Raw genomic sequence first — 22,806 nt, 5'->3', positions numbered from 1 at the left:
CTCCATGGGACAACTATATGCTTCCTTGATTCTTTTCATGTGTCTATGCTCCAGCGCAAAATAGTCTAAAAGATGATATATTGCAACTCCCAGTAGATTTGGCTTCCGATCCAGACTCTCTGTAGGGTCATGCGAAATGCAGGCGGCTATTTCTTCGCTCCCGCAAAACTCGCCAAAGTGAACCAAATAAGCCTCTAGCGCGATGATTCCACGCTAGAGGCTTATTTACTGGATGTCCTTTTGGCAATGTGTTCCCCGCCGTATTAGGTGAAGAAATACAGAGGGATTCCGACAAAATACGCCGGAATCCCTCTGTAACAACGCTAGAACAGAATATCACTGCTCCCGATATCGAAGCTGTTTTGATAGACGAGATGCCCATCCAACCGGATCTCCAGTTGGATATGGTCGCTCAAGCGTCTGCGGTAACTGATATTAGCCCCGGTGTGCCGCTTGTAGTCAAGAGAGCCGCTATAAGTATCACAGGCAAGGGTGCTGCCATTGTTGCCTTTCCAATAGAGAGTACCCGTGAATTGGACGGGCACTGCTCCTTTTCGATCCTTGTTTTGATCGAAGCGCAACTTCGCCTCATTGAACTCTATATGGATGTAGTCCGGATAGAGCTTTATACTCCTGATAAAAATCCCGTGCCTGAAGAACAGGTATGTTCCCAACTCGGCAGGTGCCGCCGTAATCAGATCCTTATACTGTTCATATCGTGCCGGACACTGTTCCTGGAGGATTGAGAACAGGGTCTCCTTTTCGGCGACGCTGCGGCAGACGATTCGCCGGAGCAGTCCGGGTAAGGGCAGCCCATCATCGCGCAGAACCTCTGTCCGGCGATAGCGAAGGATAGATCTGTCATCAGAGACTGGTCCATGATGGTAGATCTTCTCAAAATTCAGTGCAGAAAACTGTTCTTCACCGGAGCATCGGCGCTCAATCTGCCGGCCTGCCCCGCCCTTCTCCAAGAAGCAGACACCCGGATATGACAGGGTTCTGACTGCGTCGAACAGAAAGAAGATTGCCACCGGGCAGTCCGTCTCTTTATAGTCCTTGTGCCGCGCGGCCTCAGGCTTGTACCCCTCGCTGTAATACTGAGTTGGGGTCAGCGGACGCATATATAGGCGGGCACAGTGCTTGATATCGTCTCCGGTTACTTCCAAGACATTGCGGCTCGCTGCATCTGTCTTTGCAAGATGCTGTGCTTCCGCCGTCTTCCGGTCATAAAGCCATTCTTTTTCAAGAATGCCAACTGCATTGTGGACATCGGTGTAGTGATATAAATAGCTGGGCCACCAGTTTATTTCCCTTGGAAGCCGCTTCCTCTGCTGTCGTATGATTTCCGAATAGGTCGGCACAGGGATTCACCTCATTCAATATACTGATACCCGTCGCTGAAATCCACGCCGTTCAGAGAGGTTAAAACGGGCTGCAGATAGTCCAGCTTTTCCAATACCTTCAGAAGAAGCTCCGCATGTGGAGAGAACTCCTTTGGGAGCCTGTCCATGCTGACCACGCCGCTGTCCCGGATATAGACCCAGAATTCACATAGTTCTGTTGCACTCAGAGTCACTTCCTGGCCATTTTTCAAAATAATTCCGTCCTCAGACCACTGTGCACGGCCATATTTTCCATTTTTGAGCGGAAGTATTACCTCCTGCGAGAAATTTCTCTTCAGATCCTCCTCCAGCACTGCAAACCCGATATTTTCCGGGTGGGTGTGGAGCCAGCGTTCCATTGGCTCTGGTTCAATATGCTCCGGAATCTGATCCTGATAGCTCCCCACGTAGATGTAGATGGGAATTGGCAGATTTTTCAGATACTGCTCCATCAGGGGCTGTACCTGCTTCCAGTCCAAACCGCCGTTTCCACAACCCAACCGCGGAAATGCGGCCGATGTAATTCCTTTATCCGCATAGGTTGCCGAAAATTTTTGCAACCCAGCCTCAATGTATTCGATCTTTGACGGGTTGCGCCAATGAACCTTTGTGGGGAACATGAGCACCCACTTCTCAGGTCCTTTCCAGAGAAATAACTTTCCGATTTCTAACTGCTTGGCTTTGCATACGCGCTCATATGCGGAAAACATCTCCGGATAGCGCTCTTTAAATTCCAGTGCAACCCCTTTCCCCATCACACCCACTGTATTAACCGTGTTGATCAGAACTTGGGCTGGGGAGCTGAAAATATCGCCCTTCAGATAGGTAATCACACTATCACCTCAGATAACAACAAACTTCCAGTTTGTATTATATCACATTTCATGCGGATATAAAACAAGTTTTATATTTGTATATAGTAAGGCGAGATGTTCTGCATCAGCACCCCTGGATTAACAGTGCCCCGATATTAAGCTTCCTTCCCTAAGAGGACAGGACGTGCTTACCAATGTTTTTACAAGCTCGATAGAGTGTGGCCTTTTTGATGCCTGTCAGTTCTTCGATCTCCGCCAAGGTGTGCTTCCCGGCCTCGTAGAGCTTCAACGCCTGCTGGAGCTTGTGCTGGTCGCACCTGCGCCGTCCGCCCTTCCTGCCGCGGGCTCTGGCGGCTCTGAGCCCTTCCTTGGTTCTCTCCGCGATCACGTCCCGCTCAAACTGGGCCAGAGCGGACATGAGCGTGAACAGCAGCTTGCCGGTAGGTGTACTGGTGTCGATCTGCTCCTTGAGGCTGACCAGCTGCACCTCCTTCTCCCGCATCAGCTCCACCAGCTCAATCAGATCCTTAGTGCTTCTGCCCAGCCGGGACAGGGATTCCACGATCACCACGTCTCCCGGGGCGATGTGGGCCAACAGTTTGTTCAGCTCCGGCCTGTCCCGCTTGGTGCCGGTCAATTTCTCCTGGAAGATGATCTCGGCCCCCTGCTGGCGGAGCATGTCCAGCTGCCTCTCCAGGTTCTGGTCTGTAGTGGACACCCGGGCATAGCCGATCTTTTGCTGGTTCACAGCTTCAGCCCTCCCCGCAGGAGTTCCAAGATGATGCGGACGGCCAGGTAGAAGCCCCGGTCGAACTCCATCCGCCGCTCCCACTCGTGGTAGCTGTCCTGTTTGTCCAAAAATGTCTGCCACCGTTCCCGGAGCTCCTGCGGGATGCGGACATTTACCTCTTCCTTGGCGTCGATCACCTTCTCCCCTGCCTCTTCATACTGATATGCCTCCTCGCGCTCCACGGGGATAGACAACTCACTTTCAAACAGCCATTGCAGTATTGATTTCATTATGACTCCTCCAGTTTCAAAAAGGTATGGGTATTACGGCATAGATTTTGATACGGGTTTTGAAACGAAAACAGGGGCCGAAGATGGCGGTTTTGGCCCCTCACGGTCCCTGTTTCAAAAACGAAGGTTATTGATCCGGCAAACAGATGAGGTAGTCACCGCTGTTAAGGAACAGCTCCGGACAGGCAAGCATAGGGGGTATTCCCACCGGCAGTTTCTAGGATGGGTCAGTATCCATAGATGGCCTCCTCAATTTCATCCGTGCTCCAGCCTTCAGCCAGCATGGCGTCGATCTCCTCTCCGGAGTAGCCCAGGCAGGCCGCGATGTTCTTCAGTTCCCGCAGATACTGCCGCTCCGCCCGGCTGACATAGGGTGTGCACAGGTGACCGCCCCGGCGGTTGAGATACCAGCCCCCGAAGCCGCTCGCCTGAGCAAAGTGCTCGGACAGTCTGGTCCCTTCCGGTGTGATGTTCAGGATCTCCCCGCCGTCCACAGAAATCTGAACCGGCTTCTCACGACCCAGCCAGGTCTTCTCCAGGGCCATGTGCAGAATCTCCCTGGTGGAGGCGTACACATAAAGCCCCAGCCGTGGGAACTGCTCTAGACACAGGGGATTATCCCCCTTCACAAACCAGAAGCTGTCCTCCTCGTCCAGCACCGTGAACACAAAAGAGCCCTCCACCGCCTCCGCCATGGTTTTCAGGCTGGCCGGTGTGAGGGCTCCTTGCTGTTCGATGAGCTGGACGGCCACGTAGCTGTCCGTCTCGATGTTGGTTTTGGGCAGTTTCTTTTCCCGCCGGAGGGTGCGGTCATTATACAAAACTCCGTTATGGGCCAGCGCAAACCGGGTGCCGGGCACGTTCCCGGCAAAGGGGTGGTTATTTCGGTTGTATTTGGCCTTTCCCTGAGTGGTCATACGGCTGTGGCCCATCACGACGTGGGCGTCCTCCGGCTGAATTTCAGCAGTTCCTCCCAGTGCTTCTCAAAGAAGTAGAGCACCCGGGCAATGGCGGCGTCCTGCTCCTGTTCGGCAGACCCGAAGGCCTTCCGGCTCACATGGACATGGAGACCGCAGGTGGTGGTCCGGTGGCTGAGATAGCCCAGAGAGGCCGCCTTGCGGCACAGCTCCGCCCAGGGCATCTTGTTCCGGTGGTACTCCAGACTCATGGGGTGGGTGACAATCTCCAGGCCCTCGTTCAGGGAGCCGTCGTGCTTGATGTAGGCGCAGTCCCCGTCCCGGTTGGCGATGTTCAGAAGCGCAAGGGCGTTAGCCGCACGTTCACCCGCACCGTCAATTTCCAGCTCCACACCGAAGAACCGGGGGCCTTTCCCGTGGAAGACGGCCTCCGGTTTGTAGTAATAGTCATGGATGCTCTGGTCTTTATCCAGGGCATAGTAACAATTGGTACAATAGGGGCGCTCATCGTACTCATCAGATGATTCATAATAGGCCTCGTTTTCCCGCAAAAGGTGTCCGCACCGGCAGCAGTGCGTGTAGTTGTCATCATAGCAGTCCTGGCACAGAGGGGTATCCCTGCTGCCGGCATTTTCGTCTGTCCACAGGCGCTCCCTGCACTCATGGCAGCGGACGGTATGGGTCTCCAGACAATCCGCACACAGATCCTGGCCGTCAAACTCGGTGTGCTCATCCCATGGCCGCTCGCGGCCGCAGATGTCGCAGACAAAGGTACGTTCTGACATGGTAATCATCCTTCCTGATCGTTAGTCGGCGCCCCGCTCCAGCAGCTCCCGCAGGATGGGGAGCTTGGCCTGTACCGGGGCAGTGATGTGCTTGCTGATGCTGATGGCCGCCTGGGTGTCGAAGGCCTTCTGGAAGGCCGCCAGCTGGCTGCCCGCATCCTCCTCTATCTGGCTGATGGCGGGCAGAAGGTTATAGCCGTGGCGGATGAACGCCTTGGACACCAACTTCAGAAACCCCTCCTCCCACTCCGAGGGGTCATACCGGATATACTCGATGTGGCCGAAGTAACTGGCTATATCCGGCAGAGGATAGGCCGCGGTGAGCTCCGCATGGACTTGCTCCATGTCCTGGAACACCTGCTCTGGTGTGAGCAGGATGCCGATGCGGTTGACCAGGGCGGCGGTATCATGGGTACGGCAGCGGCCCAGGGCCTCCCGCAGCTCGGACAGATGGCCGTTCAGGGCGGTCTGGAAGCGGAGCAGGAAGCTGTCCGGCGAGCGGGGATCCGTGTAGTGCTGGAACTTCTGCTCCGCCTGCCGGTACAGGGGCCGCAGGAGCTTCTCCGCCTCGCATACGGCGGCCAGCTTGGTGGGCACCCCCTCCTCCCAGGTATAAGGCAGGCGCTGCCATTTGTCGTAGTCCAGGAACACATGGGGGAATATGATCCAGGAACCACAGCTGTCCAGGCCGCGTACCAGGCTTTGTACTTTGGCAAATCGTTTGTCCATGGACACCTCCAGACATGACAAAAGCCCCAGGGTTCCCCCTGGGGCTCCGTCGTTTCGTGTTTTATTCCTCCGGCAGCCCGGCCTGATAAACAAGCACGTCCAGCGCCAGCAGGGTCGCCTGGCAGAAGCCCTCCCGGAAGGCTGCCTCCATCACGACCCGTTCTCGCTGGCCGTAGGCGTCCCCCAGCTTCTCCAGCCATTGCCTGCCCACATCATCCAGACGGTTGATCAGTGTATCGGTTGCCTCCAGGATCTGGGCCATGGAGCTGTGATAGGCTTCTCCGCCAAGCTGCCGTTCCCCATCCAACAGCCGTTCAACCATGGCGCACCTCCGGAAAGAGCTCAATGGCCCGAAACCGTTCCGAATAGCGGGCGATCTGTTCCTCCGTCAGGCTGGCAAAGCGGTCGCTGTCCGGCGGGGCGGCGCATAGGAAGAAGGTGCCGGCGATTACATCGTAGATCTCCCCGGTGTCCAGCCGCAGCACCCGGTTGAGGGGCAGGCCCAGCAGTTTTCCCTCGTCATTGCAGACCAGTGCCACAGGCTCCTCAAATGGGTACACCGCCTGGATGCTTCCACCCACCACAACCTGCATAGACTCCAGGCCGTCTCCAATCTCTGTTGGCCGTGGCGCCTTCCCTGGCTCTACTAGCAAGATTCTCATACAAATTCCTCCACAAAACAGAAATAGCCCCCCGGAGCAAAATACTCCGGGGGGCTTCATAGATATAATTTATATCTGGTTTTACTCCGAGGACGGATTTGGCAGAGGTCATACATAGGGCGGTCTGTCAAATAACTTCCGGGGGATCTGCGGCCTCTTCTGATTCAAGGATCAGGCTGGGTGTTCTCCGCCAGATATTCCTGGCAAAACTGCTTCAGGACGGGAATATCCGTAATGGCTGTCTCCCAAGCCCGCGCCCCCTTCCTTATTTTTCAGTATTAGTATAGCGGGAAACGCGGGCTTTTACAACGGCACACCGCAGCAGAATCAGAGAGAAGAGATTCAATGATTGGGCCGGTAAAGGTATCTGCCAGGCCTTCCAGTATCCAGGAGTCTCCTTTCACCGGCCTCCCCCTGCACATGGTGGATATCCCTGGTGCGTTGTCACCTACAATCTTACGGGACGGCCGTATGTACATGCCCAGGGTTTTAGCAGCAAGGTGCGCCGTTTCTGGGTTACCGCTGGGCGAACCGGGCCAGGATCTGGGCCAGTTCAGCACGGGAGGCGGTACCGGCGGGATCCAGGCGGCCGCCGTCCTTGCCGGTCAGCAGGCCCTCGCCCACCGCCCAGCGCAGGGCGTCCACCGCGTAGTCGGACGCGGATGCGGTGTCCACGAAGCCGTCCAGGGTGCCGGTGGGCTCAGGGGAACCGGCGTAGCGGTACAGGATCACCGCCAGCTGCTCCCGGGTCAGGCTGTCCTCGGGGCCGAAGCTGCCGTTGTCATAGCCGGTAACGTAGCCCTGGGCCGCGGCCCAGTTCACGGCGTCAGCGTACCAGGCGGAAGCTGCCACATCGGGGAAGCCCGCCGAGGTGGTGACCGCACCGTTGGCCAGGTTGTACAACACCTGAGCGGCCATGGCCCGGTTCAGCAGCATGCCGGGCGCGAAGGTGGTGCCGCTGGTGCCGTCCATGATGCCGTTCTCATAGTCCCGCGCTTCGTTCCGCAAAACCTTTTTGCAAAATGCGTCAAAGGTGTGCCGGATATGTTCTTCGTGGGATTGAGGCTTCATCTTCTCACCTCCTTTCGCAACCGCGAAAGCGGGTGATAATCTTCCTCCCCTTTCACCACTACTACGGTGAGCATGTCCCGTTTAGGAAAAAGCGGGAGCAGAAACCTCGAAAAAAATAATTTAGTATTCCATGCGCCGTACCTCCTGTCTGCGTATTCTGCAAACAGGGGTTGGGGCGGCGAGCGGCAGCCCTTGCCGCCGGAAAGACAGAAAAAGACGCGCAAACAGGTGTTCAATCCTGTTTGCGCGTCTTTCTCGCAAATATGGGCGTGAAAAAAACAGCGGACGCGGTAATTTTCCGCGTTCACTTCAACTCGTCCGAAAGGTTGCCGCGCTGCGGCAAAAGGACGCGGGGTGAAATATGGCTTTCTCTGTTAGACAAAAAGAAAACGGGGCGCGGGACTTATTTGCCCGCGCCCCGCAAGTGAATGGCTTGTGGGGATAAGGTACTGGGTTATCCTTTTTGACAAAAACGTTGCAGCATAGCCGCAAACTCGGCGCGGGTAGCTTCGCCCTGCGGGTCGAGCATGTTGTTGTCCTTGCCACCGATTAGCCCGTAGCCGACAGCCCACGCAACAGCGTCTTTCGCCCAAGCGGAAATGTCGCCCTTATCGGTGAAACGGTCAAGGCTGCCTGTTACCGCTGTATCATAGCCTTTGTATTTTGCGTAGCGGTAGAAAAATGCTGCAAGCTGTTCTCTTGTTACCGGGTCGTTTGTGCCGAACAGATTATTGCCGTAGCCCAAGGCAATGCCGTTTTCATTCGCCCATACAATCGCGTCGGTGTACCACTCGCCGTTTTTTACATCGGTAAAGGGATTATCACCCTCCGGCTTCGGCTCTCCCTCCATGCGCCATATCGTTGTAGCAACCATAGCGCGGGTGGTCGTACCGTAAGGGTCAAAGGTGGTGCTGCTTGTGCCCACCATCAGATCGTTTGCAAGCACAAACATAACATCGTCATAAAACCAGTCGTTTTCCGAAACGTCGGTAAACGGGTTTTCAAAACCTGTTCCCGGATTTTCTTTCTTTTCTTCCCACCCGGCGTAAACCGTCGTGTTGCGGGTTAGGCGTATGCTTGTGATCTTGTCTGTCAAATCCTTGTCGGCATACCAGCCTGTAAACTCGTAGCCCTCGCGGGTCGGCTTGTAATCCGAAAGGTCAACCGTCGTATATTCGGCGCGGAGAATAGAGGCAATCTCGCTGCCGCCGTTTGTATCAAAGGTCAGACGGTAATAATCGGTTGTGCTGCCGCCTGTATTACCGCCGCCGTTATATTCCCAATTTGCCGTAATGGTCGTGTCGGCTGCGGGCATGGTAAAGGTGGTGCTTGCGCTGGAAGCGTCGGTAAAGGTGCCGCCGTTTGAGGAAGTCCAGCCGTTAAAGCGGTAATTGCTGCGGCTGCCCGCGTCAATATGGATAGCTTCGCCCGCGGGATATTCACCGCCGGTTGTGCTGCCGCTGCCGCCGTTCAGATTGACGGTAAGGGTATAGGTGTCAAGCACTTCAAAGGAGAGTTTCACGCTGGCGCTTGTGCTGTTGCTGCCGGAAATGGTCAGCGTTTCGGAACAGTCTCCCACGCCAAGCCCGGTTTTTGGTTGGACGGTAAATTGCGCCTTGCCGCCGGAAGAAAGGGCAGCTTTGCCGTTTGTAAATCCTGTTCCCGCTGTGACGGTATAGTTCGTGCTGGTGGGCAGATCAACCGTTACATTTTGGTTTCCCGTATTTGTGAGCGTTACCGTCTGCGCGGCGGGGGCTTCCGTATAGTCTACCGTTTTACTGCCAAAGTTCAGCGCAGCCGGGGACGCGGAAATGCCGTAGCTGGGTGCGATATAGGCGGGTATGCTGATTTTCAGCACATCGCTTACATTCCCCACCGCGTCTTTTGCCACAATGTAAATATCCTTTGCGCCCGCCCTCGAAAGGTTATTCAGAGATATGGTCTGCTCGGTTGTATCGCAGGCAGTTCCCGTCCCGGTGGTGTCGATGGTCGGGGCGGCCTCGTTGCTTTCCACGACTGCATAGTAATAGCTGCCCGCTTCGTTGCTGGTAAACTTCACCGTCGCGGTGGTTTCGCTGTCGCGGGTAGCCGAGCCATTGGAAAGCTTCGGGGCGGTGGTGTCAACGGTGGGACTGATTTCTTTAAGCTGGCTGGCGTAGTCGGTCATTTTATCGCCGTTGTACTGCTCGTTGAATACATACAGCTTTGTGTTCTCGCCTAACGATACGTCCGCAGGGAGCGTAAGTCTCGCCGTTCCGCTTTCGTCATTCGTCGTACCGTCTAACTGCAAAATGCGCCCGTAGTGGGTGATTGCGCCGCTATCCTTGATTACAACGGAAATATATTCATTCGTCCCGGTCTGTGCGCCCGAGTAGGAGAAAGCGATTGTGTCGCCGCTGCTGTTCGTCGTCGCGTTGGAAATCTCAAAGTTTTTGTGGGCTTCGTCCAAAAGGGTCAATTTCCACTCGCTGGTATCCGTATCGTTAATTGCAAAAATCGCGTCGGCGGCTTCGCCGCTTTGAGTACCGCCGCTTGCAGCGGCGGAAGATTTGCCGCCTACGGCGGCAGATGTGAAGAGGACAGAGTTCAGATCTAAATTAAAAGCGGGACGAGCAGGATAGGCATTGCTCACGAAGAAGGTGTAGTCGTCCACATTACCATCGTATTGGACCGCGCCCGCCATTAACGGATATTTCGTGTCAGGCGTGCGGAGCCACCACACACTGGGGCTATTGCCATAATTGGCAATACGCGCATCGTCATCGGCAAAACCGTATGCGCTGTTTTTCGCTTCCTCTTCCGAGAGGAAAAATACCTTGTCCCCGTTTAGGATATTTTCAGAGGCGGCAAGTGCTTCATCGCTTTTCGTGGTTGCCAAAACCGCGCCCTGCTCCTGCATGGTTAAGCTGCCGTTGTAAAAGGTATTGCACCACACCTGCGCGTCGCTGCCCTGCCATGCGTTCGCAATCTGGCAATTTGTGTGATCGCCATCGGAAGGTTCGCTGCCTTTGTGAAATTCATAGCTGTTACGATCAATATGAGAGGTCTGCTGAAAATACACGCCGCCATTATCGCCTGTTCCAAGCAGCCCGTCGGAGAGCAGGAAAAGGCCGGTTTCCCCGGTGTTGGTCTGGTCGGCCAACACCCGCCATTTGATAGGGCCGGTAGTGGTATATTGGTCCAGCGCCTTCCAGTTTCCAAAATAGATATAGTCATAGCTGTTCGTGCTGTCATAGCCGCTGATGTTGCTTGCGCCAAGCATGATTGCTTTGTCGCTCCCTGTCGCAAAAGCTACGGTAGGCATAAGCCCCGCAACAAGGCAGATTGCAAGTAGCAAACTGATGATTCGCTTTGGTTTCATATTGTGTCCTCCTCCTGTCCTTTTCCTCACATCATTTATGCGTTCTCGGGCGTTTCGCCCGGAATAGCCGTTGCTTCCCCTTTCGGGGCTTTTGTCAATACGAAGCTGCCATATATCTTTGTTTTCAATTTCCATGTATGCCCATGCTTCAAATGCCCGTTGTAGCTGGCAAGGCTGCGCTTGATCGCGTCGTAATCCATTTCGCCGCTGCGGTATTTCTCTTGAAAGGCTTTTAATCTCCGCTTAAACCGCCGCTTGTTGCTGGTGCGCAATCGGCGGATCACCTTGCCCGTATCCGTCAAATAAAACCGCCAACCGAGATAGTCCACCCCCTCGGACACAGGGAATATCTGCGTCTTTTCGTTAAACTCCAGTTTCAGCCTGTCTTGCGCAAACGCCCGGATTTCCGCAAGACAGGCTTTCAAGTGTTCCTTGTCCTCATGCAGCAAAATCAAGTCGTCCATATAGCGGGTATAGTATTTGATTTTGTATTTTTCCTTGATGATACGGTCTATCTGGTTGAGATAATACAGGGCAAACCATCGGCTTGACTGATTTCCCATCGGCAGGCCCTTTCCCGTGTCGGCGTTATAGCTGTCGATAGCCCAATAGTTTCAACTCCGTCAAGGCCTGGTGCTGGAAGTCTATGCGCTGCTGCGCTTTTTCCCTGTCGCCCGCTTTGACAAACACCTCGTTTGCCCGGTACAGGTTTTCGATGATGTCCAGCGCGTAGTTTTGCAGCTTTGCAACAAGGGTAAATCGGAAACGCTTTGGCGATTTATCCGTTACCGTCATCACATAGGAGCAGAGGTCTTTTGCCTTTGTGATAACCGCTAACTCGCTTTGATAAGCCGCCATATGATGTGCGTGTGCGCAGAAGCGGAAAAATAAAGCGGGGTGGCCCCGGTCATGTAAAAATGCGTACCCTCAATGGGGGTGTAGAACTGTTGGTGCCACTTAACGATAAAATCCGCCAATTCGTTTTCACGAAAGGCGTGGCGATACAAAAAGAAGATGGTTCCATGTTTCCAGTCCATCGGAAATACCTGGTTGGACTCACAGACTTAGAAATCGTTTCAGTATACAATGCGGAGTTAAGAGGAATATGCAACTATTATGGTATGGCAAGCAACTTCTGCAAGCTGCACTACTTTTTCTTTACATCGTTCATACAGAGTCAAATTTGTTTACCTCTTAATCTTATCTGCATTAAAGAAGGCCAAGATCTTCTAGGAACTTGATGAGTTTCAATTTGATCTGAAGTAATTTCCCGTAAAACTGCACTTTGCAGATAGTCCTGTTTTCCTCTCTTTTTTCAATTTGGTTTTCTCAAAGCGTCGATCAGCCGCTCCCTGGCGGCCTCCGCAATGGCTGCGGGCGGGGCCTGTACCAGATAGTTTAGGGCGTCGTTCCAGGTTCGGAGATCCGCCGCATCCGCCGGAATCTGCTCCAGTACGCGGGCCAGCCGCGCCCGCTGCCAACCGTTTATGGATTTCAGGTCGGACAGATAGGTGCATCCGGCCTTATACTGTAAAAATTCCAGCAGGGGCAATGTCAGTGCGTCACTTGTCATAGCCGCTCACCTCCCAGCCAGCCGTTATCTGTTCCTGCTCCAGCAGCCGGTCCAGCGCCTGTTCCACCAGCAGGGAAATATTCTGCTGAACGCTCTCTCGCGTGGACTGGCACAGCTTCCGCAGGCAGCGGGGGTTGCACTTCTCCGGCGCTACCCGTGCGTCTCTGGCCAACTGCTGGATACAGCCGGTCACAGACGTTCGATTGACGGTCTTACCGTTCCGGGTACGGAACACCGACCCGCTCTGTATCCCCTCCCGCTGAAGGTAGTCCCGCAGTTCCGCTTGCAGGCTGTTCGGGATACGGATGATCTGGTGGGAACGATTGGCGGTTGCCATAAGTGTCCCAGCTTCAACCGCCTTTACCGTAAGGTTTGGCAGATCATGAAGCGTCAGGCCCAGCACGGCAAATGTCTTCACCATAAAGTAGGTTCGCTCTTTCCCCAGCGCCCTCGCCGCGGAGAGCAGGCGCAGATATTCATTGCGGGTCAGCTCCGGCTGGATGTCATCCTTCGCCGGTTTTAGCTGCACGGGGAGCTGGTACCCCCGCAGGCCGAGGTAGCCTAAAAAGCCGTTTGCCGCGGCAAGCCGCACATTGATTGTCCGGGGCGTGTATCCCTGTTCCAGCATCGCATCCCGCCAGCGGGCCAGCGCCGTATGGTCGAGCCGCCCGTCTTCCGGCAATGCCCTGAAAAGCATCAGCAGATTCCGCCGGTATGTTTTAATGGTTTCCGGAGTGCGGCCCCGACCGCGCAGAGCCTCCAGATATGCCTCCGCCTGCTCCCAGGCGAGGGACGGTTTATCCGGTTCGGCATGGCCATGGAGGGAAGGTGCCTCTTCGGCCGTTCGCCCCATGTGGATCACCTCCCTCTTTCGTTCTGCCGGCGGCGAGTTTTATCATTTTTCTCCCTCCGCGCAGTCTGATCAGGACAAACTTCACATTTTGTCTTTACTGCCCGTACAGCTCTGCTGGAAAAGGGCGGGCAGAGAAAGAAAGACAGCCCGGTGTACCTGCAGATCGGATCATTTGGGCGCGAAAAGCACAGGCCAAACAATAATTCATCTGCTTGGCCTGTTTTGTCATGCCCAACTCCGGTCAACCGCTTGCGTTTCACCAGATTTCGTGCTAAGATATTTCCGTCAGTAAGTATTGAATGGTTTGGTTTTCAGCTGTGTATGGACAAAATGTGAAATTTGTCCTATCCTATCAGCCCCAGCCGCTCCAGCAGGCTGGCGTGTTCCGCGCCGGTGGAGATGAGATAGATCCGGGTGGTCTCGATGCTGCTGTGGCCCAGCACATCGGCCAGTTTCGCCACATCCCGGCAGACCTTGTAAAACGTCCGGGCGAACAGGTGGCGCAGGTTGTGGGGGAACACTTTGGAGGGCGCGACCCCTGCCTTTTCACAGATGGCTTTCATCTCCGCCCAGATTTGTTTCCGGCTTATCCCTTTTCCGTTTCTGGTGAGAAAGATCTCGCCGGAGGCGGTTTTATTTTTCCGGGCGTATTTCAGCAGTTTCCTCCGCAGCTTGCCAGGGATCAGGATGGTGCGGATCTTGCCCTTCAGGGCGATTTCCGCCCTGCCGCGCTCTGTGGCCTCCACGGTGAGATACTTTACCTCGCTTACCCGGATGCCGGTAGCGCAGATGGTCTCCATCAGCAGGGCCAGCCGCTCCCGGCCCATGGCGTGGGCGGCGGCGATCAGGCGGTCATACTCGGCACGGGTCAGCTCCCGGTTGTCATCCCGAAATAGTTGCCGCTGAAGACGCAGGGCTTTCACCTGACACTCCTGCCAGCCCGCGAAGGTAAGGAAACGGTTCAGGCCGCCCAGCCACGCGGCAAAAGCGCGCACATGGCGCAGGTAGTTCTCAATGGTGCCGGAGCTGCGCTCGGCTTGGCGCAGGTGCTTGGCAAAGTCCGTGATTTGTTCTGCTGTGATTCTATATTCTGCCATATTGATGCCTCCAGTTTGATTGATACAAATATTGTACCTGAACAGGAGGCTCCTATGCGGAACGGCAGAACTCTACCTACGTGCCTCATTGGATCCCGCCTATAAACAAAGAGTCCAGCAGTATTTACTGCTGGACTCAGGCTGTCGATAAACCCTCCGTGAGGAAAAGCCTCGCAGAGTTCCTGCGGCCGCAGCCGCAGGAATCAAATCAAAATCCGTCATTTCCGGGGACATGCGCCTCGGAAATGACACTTCTCATGGCGGAAGGGATGACTTTTTCGCAAGAAAACGAACCCCTTCCGCCATATGATCTTTCTCGAAAAAGCGGCTTTGCCGCTTTTTCGACACGCTCAGTCCAGCAGTATTTACTGCTGGACTCTTTGTAGATAAAATATTTTTGAAGATATGTCCTTCAATTTCGATAGCGTGGGTTGTTTATAATTATTATTAAGTGTGTGATACCCCGGCGTCATACCCAGAAACGACGCCACATGCTTGTTGCGCACCAAATCGATCAGGCCGGGGTACATCTTCAGGAACCACTGGTACCGCTCCATGGCGGAGCAGCGGTACATCAGCATCTTGCCTTCCCAGTGCCGCTCCAACCCCTTGAGCAGAAACTGGATATAGCACTTCAGCAGCGTCGGGTTCTCATCCATCAGCGGCAGAATCTTGGACAACGGAATGGACAGAAGCTCGCAGTCTCTCATTGTCTCCAGGCTGATCAGCGACGGCGTCCCCAGGGCATTACATCCCATGAGGAGTTCACCCTGCCGGTACACAAAGCAGTCTGTAATATCCCTTCCGTCTGCATCCAGTAGAAAGCCCCTGGCCACCCCTCTGACCAGAACCAGCACCTGCTGCTGGATCTCTCCTGCTTCGACCAGGAGACTGTTCCGTTTCACGTGTATTGTCTGTGCCTCTTTAAGAAGTTCCAGCACCACTGACTGCTCGGACAAATTGAGCCATTTTCCCAGAAATAACTCTTTGTGCACAGCCTCAGCCCCCTTGCCACCGCTTCAATATTTTAACATTCTGCCGTCCCAGCAGCATTAACATAGGTTAATTAGCTTGCGCTTAAATGGTACATAATAAATAAAATGTTATGCTTTTCTGGACGGAATATCCTGGCCTTTCGGTCAATCCCAATGGCTCTTAGCCCTTCAGGGATCCAAGGGTCTGGCTTTGCTTTTCATTTGATGCAAAAAGAACTGCGCCCAGGGACACAAAGTTTAAAGCATCGGGGCCCGGACACCAAGCAAAAACAGGCAAACAGACAGGCGGAAAGTTTTCGCCTGCCTGTTCGTCTTACAAAGCTACTTGGCTACCTCAGCTTGAATACCGGCCCTCTGGGCGGGAACGGCAGGTGCCTACCCCAGGGGATCAGATAGGCATGCTCCCGTCCGTGGAGCTGGAGCCGGTCACAGGCCCCGTCCGTGATGATCAGCAGGGGCGCGTCCTTGGGAAAGGCGGGGTCGTGCTCCAGAAGGTCGATGCCCGGCTGGAGCTTGGTGCCGCCCCGGCCCCGCACTTGTACCGCCCCGGCGATGTCCTCCGGGTGCATTACCCCCTGGTCATACGGGGCGGCGTCACAGAACACCACCCGCACGTGGTGGACATCCCTGGCCTGGCTGTAGCTGGCGATGGAACCCAGGGCGGCGGCCAGCAGCTGCCGGTCCATGGAGCCGGATGTATCCAGCACCACACCGAAGATCCGCTGATGCTCCACATCGGGCTCCCCCCGCCATGCCGGACGGGGGATGTCCGGGGTGGCGCTCTGCCTCCGGCTAAAGCGTGCATAGCTCCGGTGTTTCTCTATAGGCGCGAACTGCTCATCGAACCACCTGGCCAACTCCACATCCCAGGGGATGGGCGGCCGGCTGACGGCCCTGATCTCCTCCACCAGACCGGCGGGCAGGAAGCCGCGCCCCTGCCTGATGTGGTACTCCAGCCCCTGGTAGATGGCGGAACGATAATACTCGTCCACCTCGCCGCCCTCCAGGGTGTCCCACCACGCCTCGTCCCCGTAGAGCAGGTCTTTGGGATCTCGCCCGGTGTAGAAGCGGACATCCTGGCAGACCTGATCGTAGACGCCCTCCACCGACATTCCCCGGAAGGCCGGATCGTGAAGGGCGAAGTCGGGCATGGCGCCCACGTTCATCTCCAGCAGCCAGTCATTGACCACAAAGTCGCAGGCCACATTCCACAGAACGGGGCCACGATCCTGGCGGCGCACATCGTGGCGGAGCGCGGCGTGGAGGAACTCGTGGGCCAGGATGAATTTCCACCCCTCCAGATACAGGCGGCAGTCCGGGTTGATGTAAAGCTCCCGGAGCTGGCAGTTCACCGCCGCCACAGGGATCCCCATACGACGTACCGTGTCCCGATCATCCACAATGGTGAAAGAGGACGCCAGCGCCCCCAGGAGTGGATAGCTGGACAGGAACCAATCCCGGGCCTGAAGGTAATCCGGCCTCCAACGGCCCATCCCCTCTCCCAGCCGGCTGGAGCTTCTCAGAGCGTCCTGGATGGCGTTCTGGAGAGACTGGGCAAGTAGCTTCTGGAAGGAGATCCTGGGCGGTTCCCCTGCCCACACCATGTCCGGGCGGCCGCGGGTCATGGTGCTGAACCTGCAATCTGCCAGCAACTCCGGGTTCTCTTTCAGATAGCTGTACGCCTGTTCTTCGACCTTGGCCGGAAAAGGCATCATCCGCTGGAACTCCGGCGGCGGGGTGCCGATGTGGCTGCTCCGAAGGAAGTCGGTGACAAGCAGATCACAGGCCGCCGGCCAGGCGGGGTCATCCATCTGCTCCTGCCGGAAGTGATCCATTCCCAGGTGGAGCAGGCAGTGGGCGAGTACGTACTCCCACTCTCCCACAGTGCCCGAGCGGGCAGGGTTCAGTACAAGCTCCCCCTGGCTGGTTACACAGGCCCAATCATCCCGCGCCATCTGGCCCGGCTTTCCAGGCCGCAGATAGACCTTCCAGGCCAGATCTCTCAGCATCCCGCTCTGCACCTTCTCCCAGGCGGCCTCGTATGCCGGGCGTTCCGGCTGCTTCTTATTTTGTTTTCCGGCCATGGCTCACCCCTGCCTTTTAGCCAAAACAGGCAGTTCCCGCACCACCTCCGCTAGGAACCATGCGGGCAGGGTGTCCTCACCCTCCGGCGTCACCGTCATCTGAGCGATCTCCAGGCTGATGTTGGATAGCTCCAGCAACAGCTCCTTGGCCCGGGCCGCCAGCTGCCGGGCCTCCCCGCTCAGCTGCCCGCGGTTGCGGGGCAGTTCCTTCAGCAGCTGCGCCCGGAGGCTCTGGGCCAGGAAGTAGAGGATATCCCGCTCCTCCGGCTTATCCGGCCATCTCTGCTCCCCGCTGAGGATTTTGTGAAGCGAATACTGGCCTCTCACCTGACGAACATAGGCACAGAACTGGGCCGCATGGGCCGCCGTCAGGCAGCCGTTGGCCAGAATGGACATCTCCCGGTCTGTGAGCTGCTCCCCATAGCTGTAGATGGCGTCGCTGAGCATGTGCCAGCTCCGGGGCGTGGAGAAGGGCTCCTCCGTCTTGGGCGCCGGACTCCAGAGCTGATCCGGCCGGGCGCAGATGTAGGCGTAGATCCAGGGGTGGATGCCGTTCTGGGCCGCCCATTCCAGCCAGAGCCGGGCGTCTGCCCGCAGCTCCACATGGAACATACGGTTGAGCAGGGCGGAGGACATGGGCCGGGTAATGGCGTTGTCCTGGGCCCGGTTGCCCGCTCCCACCACGATGGAGCCCTCGGGGAGATGGTACTCCCCCACCCGGCGCTCCAGAATCAGAGAGTAGAAGGCCTTCTGCACCTCCTGAGAGCAGGCGTTGAGCTCGTCCAGAAACAGGCAGTAGGGCTCGTCCCGGGCGATCATCCTGGGCGGGCAGAACACGCTCCGCCCGTCTGTGATTTGGGGCACGCCGATGATGTCCTCCGGGGCCAGCTGGCTGCCCAGCAGGGACACACAGGACAGGCCCACCTGTTCTGCAAACTGCTCCACGATGGCACTTTTGCCGATTCCAGGTGCTCCCCAGATGAATATTGGCCGTACCAAACCTACGTTCAGCAGGATGTCCAGAAGCTGCTTCTGGTCGACGGTTGTTGTAAGGTTCACGGTTCCCTTCCTTTCCGGCAGATTGGCCGCCGATACACAAAAAGATAGCCCACCGGAGCACTCTGCTCCGGTGGGCTTCATAGATATAATATGTACGTCACTTCTTTACGAAACCGGAACTCTGTATCAGGTATTCTGCTGAAGTTTTGATTCTACCTGGCTCAGTTTTAACTGGACAGGCTCTATAATCTGCAGGTGGATCTGTGTGCGGACTTCTTGATAAAAGGATTCTTCAAAATTTTCCTGTGCCTTATAGTAACCGCGCCTCACCTCCCAAAGCGGGAGTTCATAGCCATACTGGCAAAAAGGAGCCGCCAGTATTTTCAATAGCCCGGGCTCAGCCGCTGCCGGTGAGGGGTTATATTCCTCATACATGATCTGAGATCGGTATTCTGTATAGTCAGGCATTTTGCAGCGCCCGGCCAGTTCATCGTTGAATACTCTCATGTATGTTATGACAGGTGAGGCAATCAACAGGTTGTTGATCTCATCAATCAGTTCTCCTGTTTCTTCTGTCCGGAAATAATGGAGCAGTCTGGTGAGCCGGGAGAGTCCACGTGTAAGGTCGTACTGAAGCCTATCGCAATAACCATCGTCTCTGTTTTTGTCAAACTGCTTCTTTAGTGCTCGTTCTGCATCATGATACGCACTTTTTAGTACGCTTTCCGCCTTTTGGTGGCAGGCCATCTTGCTCTTGAAGTGGCTGAATTCACTATAGGCGGAGCGAGAGTCGTCCTCACGATCAGCAATAAAACTGCCCCAGTCTTTCAGTGGATGACTGGGATAATCCCCCAAGTTATCCAGTCGGCTATGGAAGAGCCTCCGCATACTTTTGTCCGAGGTTAAATTGGTTTTTACATTTTGTACGGTAATCTCTGAATCATCGAAACAGTCACCGCCAGATAGCTCTACCTCTGGCTCATTGATCCCTATATATGTCCTTCCACGCTTAGAAGCCGGCAGAGTAAACTTGCTTCCGCATAGATAAATGGGATTGGTGCCTTTGCTTAGTAATACGGCCAACCCTTCCTGGTCAAAGGCCACCCGATCCGCCTGATTCAAAATCTCAGAGTTATCGGTATAGGCGCGAAGATTCTCCTGCATTTGCTGAAGGTGTTTGCTGTCTGTTGGGTCAGGTATAGTCTCCTCCACCCCGAAAAGAATGCGAAGAGACTCTCCCAGCTCTTCATCGGACTCAAAATGAAGTGTTTTGCGGATCTTTAAATCCTCGACCTCATCTTCATAATAGCGCTCCTGACACCACCGCAATAATTCGCCGCTTTTATATGCATCTAAAATCCGGGGCAGGTCGAAGTGTTGTCGGATGTCTTCTAGAGTGTGGGGGACTACACCATTTGCCAGGCGGAGCGATGATTGCAATTCTTTACTCATATCTTACCTCCAAGAATTCTGTTTGATTTCCATTTGGCCTCCTTACCATCTGATATTTTGATTATATCAAGTCAGGTGGACAGTATTTGTCACCCCTGCTAAATTCCTTCAAAATATTTGCTAAGAGCCTGTAGTAAATAAAAAGAGACATAGTCTGCTATTCTCTGGCAGAACGGGTGTTATGGGGTAAGGTAGAATAAGTTTCGCAAAAATAAAGAGACATGGTTTGGAGCCCTCTGGTAGAATGAAGTCGCGACACACCATTCTGAAGGGAGACAGCAAACCATGTCCGAAAAGATTGTACAGCTGAACGAGGAAGTAATCAAGGGGCAAATCAAAGAACTGGTTCGGGGCAGTGTAGAGGAAACACTCAACGAACTGTTGGAGGCCGAGGCGGAGAAACTGACCCAGGCAGCCCGGTACGAGCGCAACGAACAGCGCCAGGGCTACCGGAGCGGCCACTACAGCCGCAACCTCACCACCACTTCCGGGGACGTTACCCTGAAGGTGCCCAAGCTCAAGGGGATCTCCTTTGAGACCGCTATCATTGAGCGGTATCGCCGTCGGGAGAGCAGTGTGGAAGAAGCCCTCATTGAGATGTACCTGGCAGGTGTATCCGTCCGGCGCGTGGAGGACATCACCGAGGCCCTCTGGGGCAGCAAGGTCTCACCCTCCACCATCAGTGAGCTGAACAAGAAAGCGTATGTCCACATTGAGGATTGGCGGAACCGCCCTCTGCAGGGCGGACGCTATCCGTATGTCTATGTGGATGGGATCTACCTGCGCCGTAACTGGGGTGGAGAGTTTGAAAATGTAGCAATTTTGGTGGCGATCGCGGTGAATGAGGACGGATACCGTGAGGTTTTGGGGGCCGCCGAGGGCATGAAGGAGGACAAGGCCAGCTGGGTCAGCTTCTTTCAGTGGCTGCGTGGCCGTGGCCTGGATGGGGTTAAATTGGTGGTTGGCGACAAATGCCTTGGTATGCTGGAGGCTGTGGGAGAAGTGTTTCCTGAGGCCAAATACCAGCGTTGTACCGTCCACTTTTACCGTAATGTGTTCTCGGTCACACCTCGCTCTAAGGTGAAGCTGGTAGCCAAAATGCTCAAGGCGATCCATGCTCAGGAGAGCAAGAAAGCTGCCCGGGAAAAGGCCAAGGCCGTGGTGGAGCAACTGCGCTCCATGAAGCTGAAAGAGGCGGCCAGGAAGGTGGAGGATGGCATTGAGGAAACGCTGACTTACTGCGATTTCCCCGGTGAACATTGGACTCGCATCCGTACCAATAACGTCATTGAACGGCTGAACCGGGAGATCCGCCGCCGCACTCGGGTGGTAGGCAGTTTCCCGGACGGCAACTCCGCCCTCATGCTGGTCTGTGCCCGGCTGCGCCATGTGGCCGGCACCCAGTGGGGCAACAAGAAGTACATGAACATGAAGCACCTGGAGGCTGCCCTTGAGGACGCCTCCATTGCTGGCTGACTTCTCTCATGCCAGGCCCTGCAAACCATTTTGCGAAAAGGTCGTGTCAAGAATTTTTCGCACTTTAGTTAGCAGACTCTGCCGTAAATGAAGTCAGCCAGCAATGGAGGCATCCTCCAAGGTCGCCTCCAGGTGCTTCATGTTCATGTACTTCTTGTTGCCCCACTGAGTACCGGCTACATGGCGCAGCCGGGCACAAACCAGCATTAGAGCTGAGTTGCCGTCCGGGAAGCTGCCAACCACACGGGTACGGCGGCGGATCTCTCGGTTCAGCCTCTCAATCACATTATTGGTACGGATACGGGTCCAGTGCTCACTGGGAAAATCGCAATAGGTCAGCGTTTCCTCAATGCCATTCTCCACCTTCTGGGCGGCCTCTTTCAGTTTCATGGAGCGCAGTTCCTCCACCACGGCCTTGGCCTTTTCCCGGGCAGCTTTCTTGCTCTCCTGAGCATGGATCGCCTTGAGCATTTTGGCTACCAGCTTCACCTTAGAGCGAGGTGTGACCGAGAACACATTACGGTAAAAGTGGACGGTACAACGCTGGTATTTGGCCTCAGGAAACACTTCTCCCACAGCTTCCAGCATGCCAAGGCACTTGTCGCCAACAATGAGCTTCACGCCATCCAGGCCACGGCTATGCAGCCACTGGAAGAAACTGACCCAGCTGGCTTTGTCCTCCTTCATACCCTCGGCAGCGCCAAGAACCTCACGATATCCGTCCTCATTGACCGCAATCGCCACCAGAATAGCCACATTTTCAAACTCTCCACCCCAGTTACGGCGCAGGTAGATCCCATCCACATAGACATACGGATAGCGTCCGCCCTGCAGAGGGCGGTTCCGCCAATCCTCAATGTGGACATACGCTTTCTTGTTCAGCTCACTGATGGTGGAGGGTGAGACCTTGCTGCCCCAGAGGGCCTCGGTGATGTCCTCCACGCGCCGGACGGATACGCCGGCCAGGTACATCTCAATGAGAGCCTCTTCCACGCTGCTTTCCCGGCGGCGATACCGCTCAATGATAGCCGTTTCAAAGGAGATCCCTTTCAGCTTAGGCACCTTGAGGGTGACATCCCCGGAAGTGGTGGTGAGGTTGCGGTTGTAGTGGCCGCTGCGGTAGCCCTGGCGCTGCTCATTACGCTCGTACCGGGCTGCTTGAGTCAATTTCTCTGCCTCAGCCTCCAGCAGCTCGTTGAGGGTTTCCTCTACACTTCCGCGTACAAGTTCCTTGAGCTGCCCCTTGATAACTTCTTCGTTTAGCTGTACAATTTTCTCGGACATGGTTTGCTGTCTCCTTTCGAATGGTGTGTCGCGACTTCATTCTACCAGAGATCTGCAAACCATGTCTCTTTTTATTTTTGCGAAATTTATTCTACCTGACCCCTGTTATGGTGCACTATCCCGGATGGAGGCAGCAAAGGTTGAAACCAGATAAAAGCAAAAAGCGTACAAAAACTAAGCCCAGACTCTGGACTGTTTTTGTACGCTATTTCGCTTTTGAAAGAGAATAGGCCAAGGCACTTCTGCCACAA

22 protein-coding genes and 1 pseudogene are annotated in these 22,806 nt (G+C 55.2%); 2 read left to right on the top strand and 21 right to left on the bottom strand.

Annotated features, from left to right (window positions below; translation table 11 throughout):
- Window positions 1-323: 323 nt before the first annotated feature.
- From B5E42_RS13100 to B5E42_RS13040, 13 genes are all read right to left on the bottom strand, one after another.
- Window positions 324-1,361, bottom strand: a complete 1,038-nt coding sequence (locus tag B5E42_RS13100) for a DarT ssDNA thymidine ADP-ribosyltransferase family protein (RefSeq protein ID WP_162613989.1) — start codon at window positions 1,359-1,361, stop codon at window positions 324-326.
- An 11-nt stretch (window positions 1,362-1,372) separates the two neighbouring features.
- Window positions 1,373-2,215: a macro domain-containing protein gene (locus B5E42_RS13095; protein WP_204244414.1), complete on the bottom strand. Its 843-nt coding sequence runs from the start codon at window positions 2,213-2,215 to the stop codon at window positions 1,373-1,375.
- A 151-nt stretch (window positions 2,216-2,366) separates the two neighbouring features.
- Window positions 2,367-2,945, bottom strand: coding sequence for a recombinase family protein (locus tag B5E42_RS13090; protein ID WP_087240386.1), 579 nt, complete (start codon window positions 2,943-2,945; stop codon window positions 2,367-2,369).
- Complete coding sequence (locus tag B5E42_RS13085; RefSeq protein WP_087240384.1) at window positions 2,942-3,217, bottom strand: DUF6809 family protein; 276 nt, start codon at window positions 3,215-3,217, stop codon at window positions 2,942-2,944. Before B5E42_RS13085 ends, B5E42_RS13090 begins: the two co-directional genes overlap by 4 nt.
- Before the next feature lie 227 nt (window positions 3,218-3,444).
- Window positions 3,445-4,149, bottom strand: a complete 705-nt coding sequence (locus B5E42_RS13080) for a hypothetical protein (protein ID WP_087240382.1) — start codon at window positions 4,147-4,149, stop codon at window positions 3,445-3,447.
- Window positions 4,149-4,919 carry a hypothetical protein gene (locus B5E42_RS19710; protein WP_242967139.1) on the bottom strand — a complete coding sequence of 257 codons (771 nt, stop codon included), beginning with the start codon at window positions 4,917-4,919 and terminating at the stop codon, window positions 4,149-4,151. The genes B5E42_RS13080 and B5E42_RS19710 overlap by 1 nt, the downstream gene beginning before the upstream one ends.
- 21 nt (window positions 4,920-4,940) lie before the next feature.
- Entirely contained in the window at window positions 4,941-5,648 is a 708-nt protein-coding gene (locus B5E42_RS13070) for a hypothetical protein (protein ID WP_087240380.1), read from the bottom strand.
- Between the two features lie 61 nt (window positions 5,649-5,709).
- Window positions 5,710-5,970 (bottom strand): DUF6809 family protein, encoded by a 261-nt coding sequence (locus tag B5E42_RS13065; RefSeq protein WP_087240378.1) that lies wholly within the window; start codon window positions 5,968-5,970, stop codon window positions 5,710-5,712.
- Window positions 5,963-6,310 (bottom strand): DUF3846 domain-containing protein, encoded by a 348-nt coding sequence (locus B5E42_RS13060; RefSeq protein ID WP_087240376.1) that lies wholly within the window; start codon window positions 6,308-6,310, stop codon window positions 5,963-5,965. The genes B5E42_RS13065 and B5E42_RS13060 overlap by 8 nt, the downstream gene beginning before the upstream one ends.
- A gap of 516 nt (window positions 6,311-6,826) precedes the next feature.
- On the bottom strand, window positions 6,827-7,381 hold the full coding sequence (locus tag B5E42_RS13055) for an S-layer homology domain-containing protein (RefSeq protein ID WP_087240374.1): 555 nt from the start codon (window positions 7,379-7,381) through the stop codon (window positions 6,827-6,829).
- A gap of 454 nt (window positions 7,382-7,835) precedes the next feature.
- Window positions 7,836-10,742, bottom strand: coding sequence for an S-layer homology domain-containing protein (locus tag B5E42_RS13050; RefSeq protein ID WP_162613988.1), 2,907 nt, complete (start codon window positions 10,740-10,742; stop codon window positions 7,836-7,838).
- 35 nt (window positions 10,743-10,777) lie between these two features.
- Window positions 10,778-11,311, bottom strand: a complete 534-nt coding sequence (locus B5E42_RS13045; protein ID WP_255397036.1) for an RNA-directed DNA polymerase — start codon at window positions 11,309-11,311, stop codon at window positions 10,778-10,780.
- 19 nt (window positions 11,312-11,330) lie between these two features.
- On the bottom strand, window positions 11,331-11,600 hold the full coding sequence (locus B5E42_RS13040; protein ID WP_141242539.1) for a four helix bundle protein: 270 nt from the start codon (window positions 11,598-11,600) through the stop codon (window positions 11,331-11,333).
- Here B5E42_RS13040 and B5E42_RS19705 point away from each other — a divergent pair.
- A pseudogene (locus tag B5E42_RS19705) lies at window positions 11,600-11,893 on the top strand (group II intron reverse transcriptase/maturase); the annotation flags it as partial. The gene B5E42_RS13040 and the pseudogene B5E42_RS19705 overlap by 1 nt on opposite strands.
- Window positions 11,894-12,057: 164 nt before the next feature.
- Here B5E42_RS19705 and B5E42_RS13030 read toward each other — a convergent pair.
- The 7 genes from B5E42_RS13030 to B5E42_RS13000 all read right to left on the bottom strand — a co-directional run bounded on the left by B5E42_RS13030 (window position 12,058) and on the right by B5E42_RS13000 (window position 19,795).
- The gene (locus tag B5E42_RS13030; protein WP_087240366.1) at window positions 12,058-12,315 is read right to left on the bottom strand and encodes a hypothetical protein; all 258 of its coding nucleotides are present in this window, start codon (window positions 12,313-12,315) and stop codon (window positions 12,058-12,060) included.
- The gene (locus B5E42_RS13025; protein ID WP_087240364.1) at window positions 12,305-13,168 is read right to left on the bottom strand and encodes a site-specific integrase; all 864 of its coding nucleotides are present in this window, start codon (window positions 13,166-13,168) and stop codon (window positions 12,305-12,307) included. Before B5E42_RS13025 ends, B5E42_RS13030 begins: the two co-directional genes overlap by 11 nt.
- Before the next feature lie 344 nt (window positions 13,169-13,512).
- The gene (locus B5E42_RS13020) at window positions 13,513-14,265 is read right to left on the bottom strand and encodes a tyrosine-type recombinase/integrase (RefSeq protein WP_087240362.1); all 753 of its coding nucleotides are present in this window, start codon (window positions 14,263-14,265) and stop codon (window positions 13,513-13,515) included.
- 365 nt (window positions 14,266-14,630) lie between these two features.
- Complete coding sequence (locus B5E42_RS13015; protein WP_087240360.1) at window positions 14,631-15,260, bottom strand: cyclic nucleotide-binding domain-containing protein; 630 nt, start codon at window positions 15,258-15,260, stop codon at window positions 14,631-14,633.
- Between the two features lie 329 nt (window positions 15,261-15,589).
- Window positions 15,590-17,344, bottom strand: coding sequence for a VWA-like domain-containing protein (locus tag B5E42_RS13010; RefSeq protein WP_087240358.1), 1,755 nt, complete (start codon window positions 17,342-17,344; stop codon window positions 15,590-15,592).
- Window positions 17,345-17,347: 3 nt separating this feature from the next.
- Complete coding sequence (locus tag B5E42_RS13005; RefSeq protein WP_087240356.1) at window positions 17,348-18,403, bottom strand: MoxR family ATPase; 1,056 nt, start codon at window positions 18,401-18,403, stop codon at window positions 17,348-17,350.
- A 126-nt stretch (window positions 18,404-18,529) separates the two neighbouring features.
- On the bottom strand, window positions 18,530-19,795 hold the full coding sequence (locus B5E42_RS13000) for a hypothetical protein (RefSeq protein WP_087240354.1): 1,266 nt from the start codon (window positions 19,793-19,795) through the stop codon (window positions 18,530-18,532).
- Window positions 19,796-20,080: 285 nt separating this feature from the next.
- Between B5E42_RS13000 and B5E42_RS12995 the strand changes: the two genes are divergently transcribed.
- Window positions 20,081-21,271 (top strand): IS256 family transposase, encoded by a 1,191-nt coding sequence (locus B5E42_RS12995; RefSeq protein ID WP_087240352.1) that lies wholly within the window; start codon window positions 20,081-20,083, stop codon window positions 21,269-21,271.
- Window positions 21,272-21,364: 93 nt separating this feature from the next.
- Here B5E42_RS12995 and B5E42_RS12990 read toward each other — a convergent pair whose 3' ends face one another.
- Window positions 21,365-22,555, bottom strand: coding sequence for an IS256 family transposase (locus B5E42_RS12990; RefSeq protein WP_087237682.1), 1,191 nt, complete (start codon window positions 22,553-22,555; stop codon window positions 21,365-21,367).
- Window positions 22,556-22,806 lie beyond the last annotated feature (251 nt).

Origin of the sequence: Flavonifractor sp. An10 (assembly GCF_002161215.1) — a bacterium.
Classification (GTDB): Bacteria; Bacillota; Clostridia; order Oscillospirales; family Oscillospiraceae; genus Flavonifractor; species Flavonifractor avistercoris.
The sequence above is the reverse complement of the archived record's forward strand: the minus strand, read 5'-3'. Positions and strand labels throughout refer to the sequence as shown.

What these genes read in the sequence shown, in the direction of transcription:
- B5E42_RS13085 (WP_087240384.1), bottom strand. Translation starts at nt 3,217, where the DNA reads ATGAAATCAATACTGCAATGGCTGTTTGAAAGTGAGTTGTCTATCCCC.
- B5E42_RS13055 (WP_087240374.1), bottom strand. Translation starts at nt 7,381, where the DNA reads ATGAAGCCTCAATCCCACGAAGAACATATCCGGCACACCTTTGACGCA.
- B5E42_RS13020 (WP_087240362.1), bottom strand. Translation starts at nt 14,265, where the DNA reads ATGGCAGAATATAGAATCACAGCAGAACAAATCACGGACTTTGCCAAG.
- B5E42_RS13010 (WP_087240358.1), bottom strand. Translation starts at nt 17,344, where the DNA reads ATGGCCGGAAAACAAAATAAGAAGCAGCCGGAACGCCCGGCATACGAG.
- B5E42_RS12995 (WP_087240352.1), top strand. Translation starts at nt 20,081, where the DNA reads ATGTCCGAAAAGATTGTACAGCTGAACGAGGAAGTAATCAAGGGGCAA.
- B5E42_RS13025 (WP_087240364.1), bottom strand. Translation starts at nt 13,168, where the DNA reads ATGGGGCGAACGGCCGAAGAGGCACCTTCCCTCCATGGCCATGCCGAA.
- B5E42_RS13060 (WP_087240376.1), bottom strand. Translation starts at nt 6,310, where the DNA reads ATGAGAATCTTGCTAGTAGAGCCAGGGAAGGCGCCACGGCCAACAGAG.
- B5E42_RS13050 (WP_162613988.1), bottom strand. Translation starts at nt 10,742, where the DNA reads ATGAAACCAAAGCGAATCATCAGTTTGCTACTTGCAATCTGCCTTGTT.
- B5E42_RS13030 (WP_087240366.1), bottom strand. Translation starts at nt 12,315, where the DNA reads ATGACAAGTGACGCACTGACATTGCCCCTGCTGGAATTTTTACAGTAT.
- B5E42_RS13000 (WP_087240354.1), bottom strand. Translation starts at nt 19,795, where the DNA reads ATGAGTAAAGAATTGCAATCATCGCTCCGCCTGGCAAATGGTGTAGTC.
- B5E42_RS19710 (WP_242967139.1), bottom strand. Translation starts at nt 4,919, where the DNA reads ATGTCAGAACGTACCTTTGTCTGCGACATCTGCGGCCGCGAGCGGCCA.
- B5E42_RS13065 (WP_087240378.1), bottom strand. Translation starts at nt 5,970, where the DNA reads ATGGTTGAACGGCTGTTGGATGGGGAACGGCAGCTTGGCGGAGAAGCC.
- B5E42_RS13080 (WP_087240382.1), bottom strand. Translation starts at nt 4,149, where the DNA reads ATGGGCCACAGCCGTATGACCACTCAGGGAAAGGCCAAATACAACCGA.
- B5E42_RS12990 (WP_087237682.1), bottom strand. Translation starts at nt 22,555, where the DNA reads ATGTCCGAGAAAATTGTACAGCTAAACGAAGAAGTTATCAAGGGGCAG.
- B5E42_RS13070 (WP_087240380.1), bottom strand. Translation starts at nt 5,648, where the DNA reads ATGGACAAACGATTTGCCAAAGTACAAAGCCTGGTACGCGGCCTGGAC.
- B5E42_RS13040 (WP_141242539.1), bottom strand. Translation starts at nt 11,600, where the DNA reads ATGGCGGCTTATCAAAGCGAGTTAGCGGTTATCACAAAGGCAAAAGAC.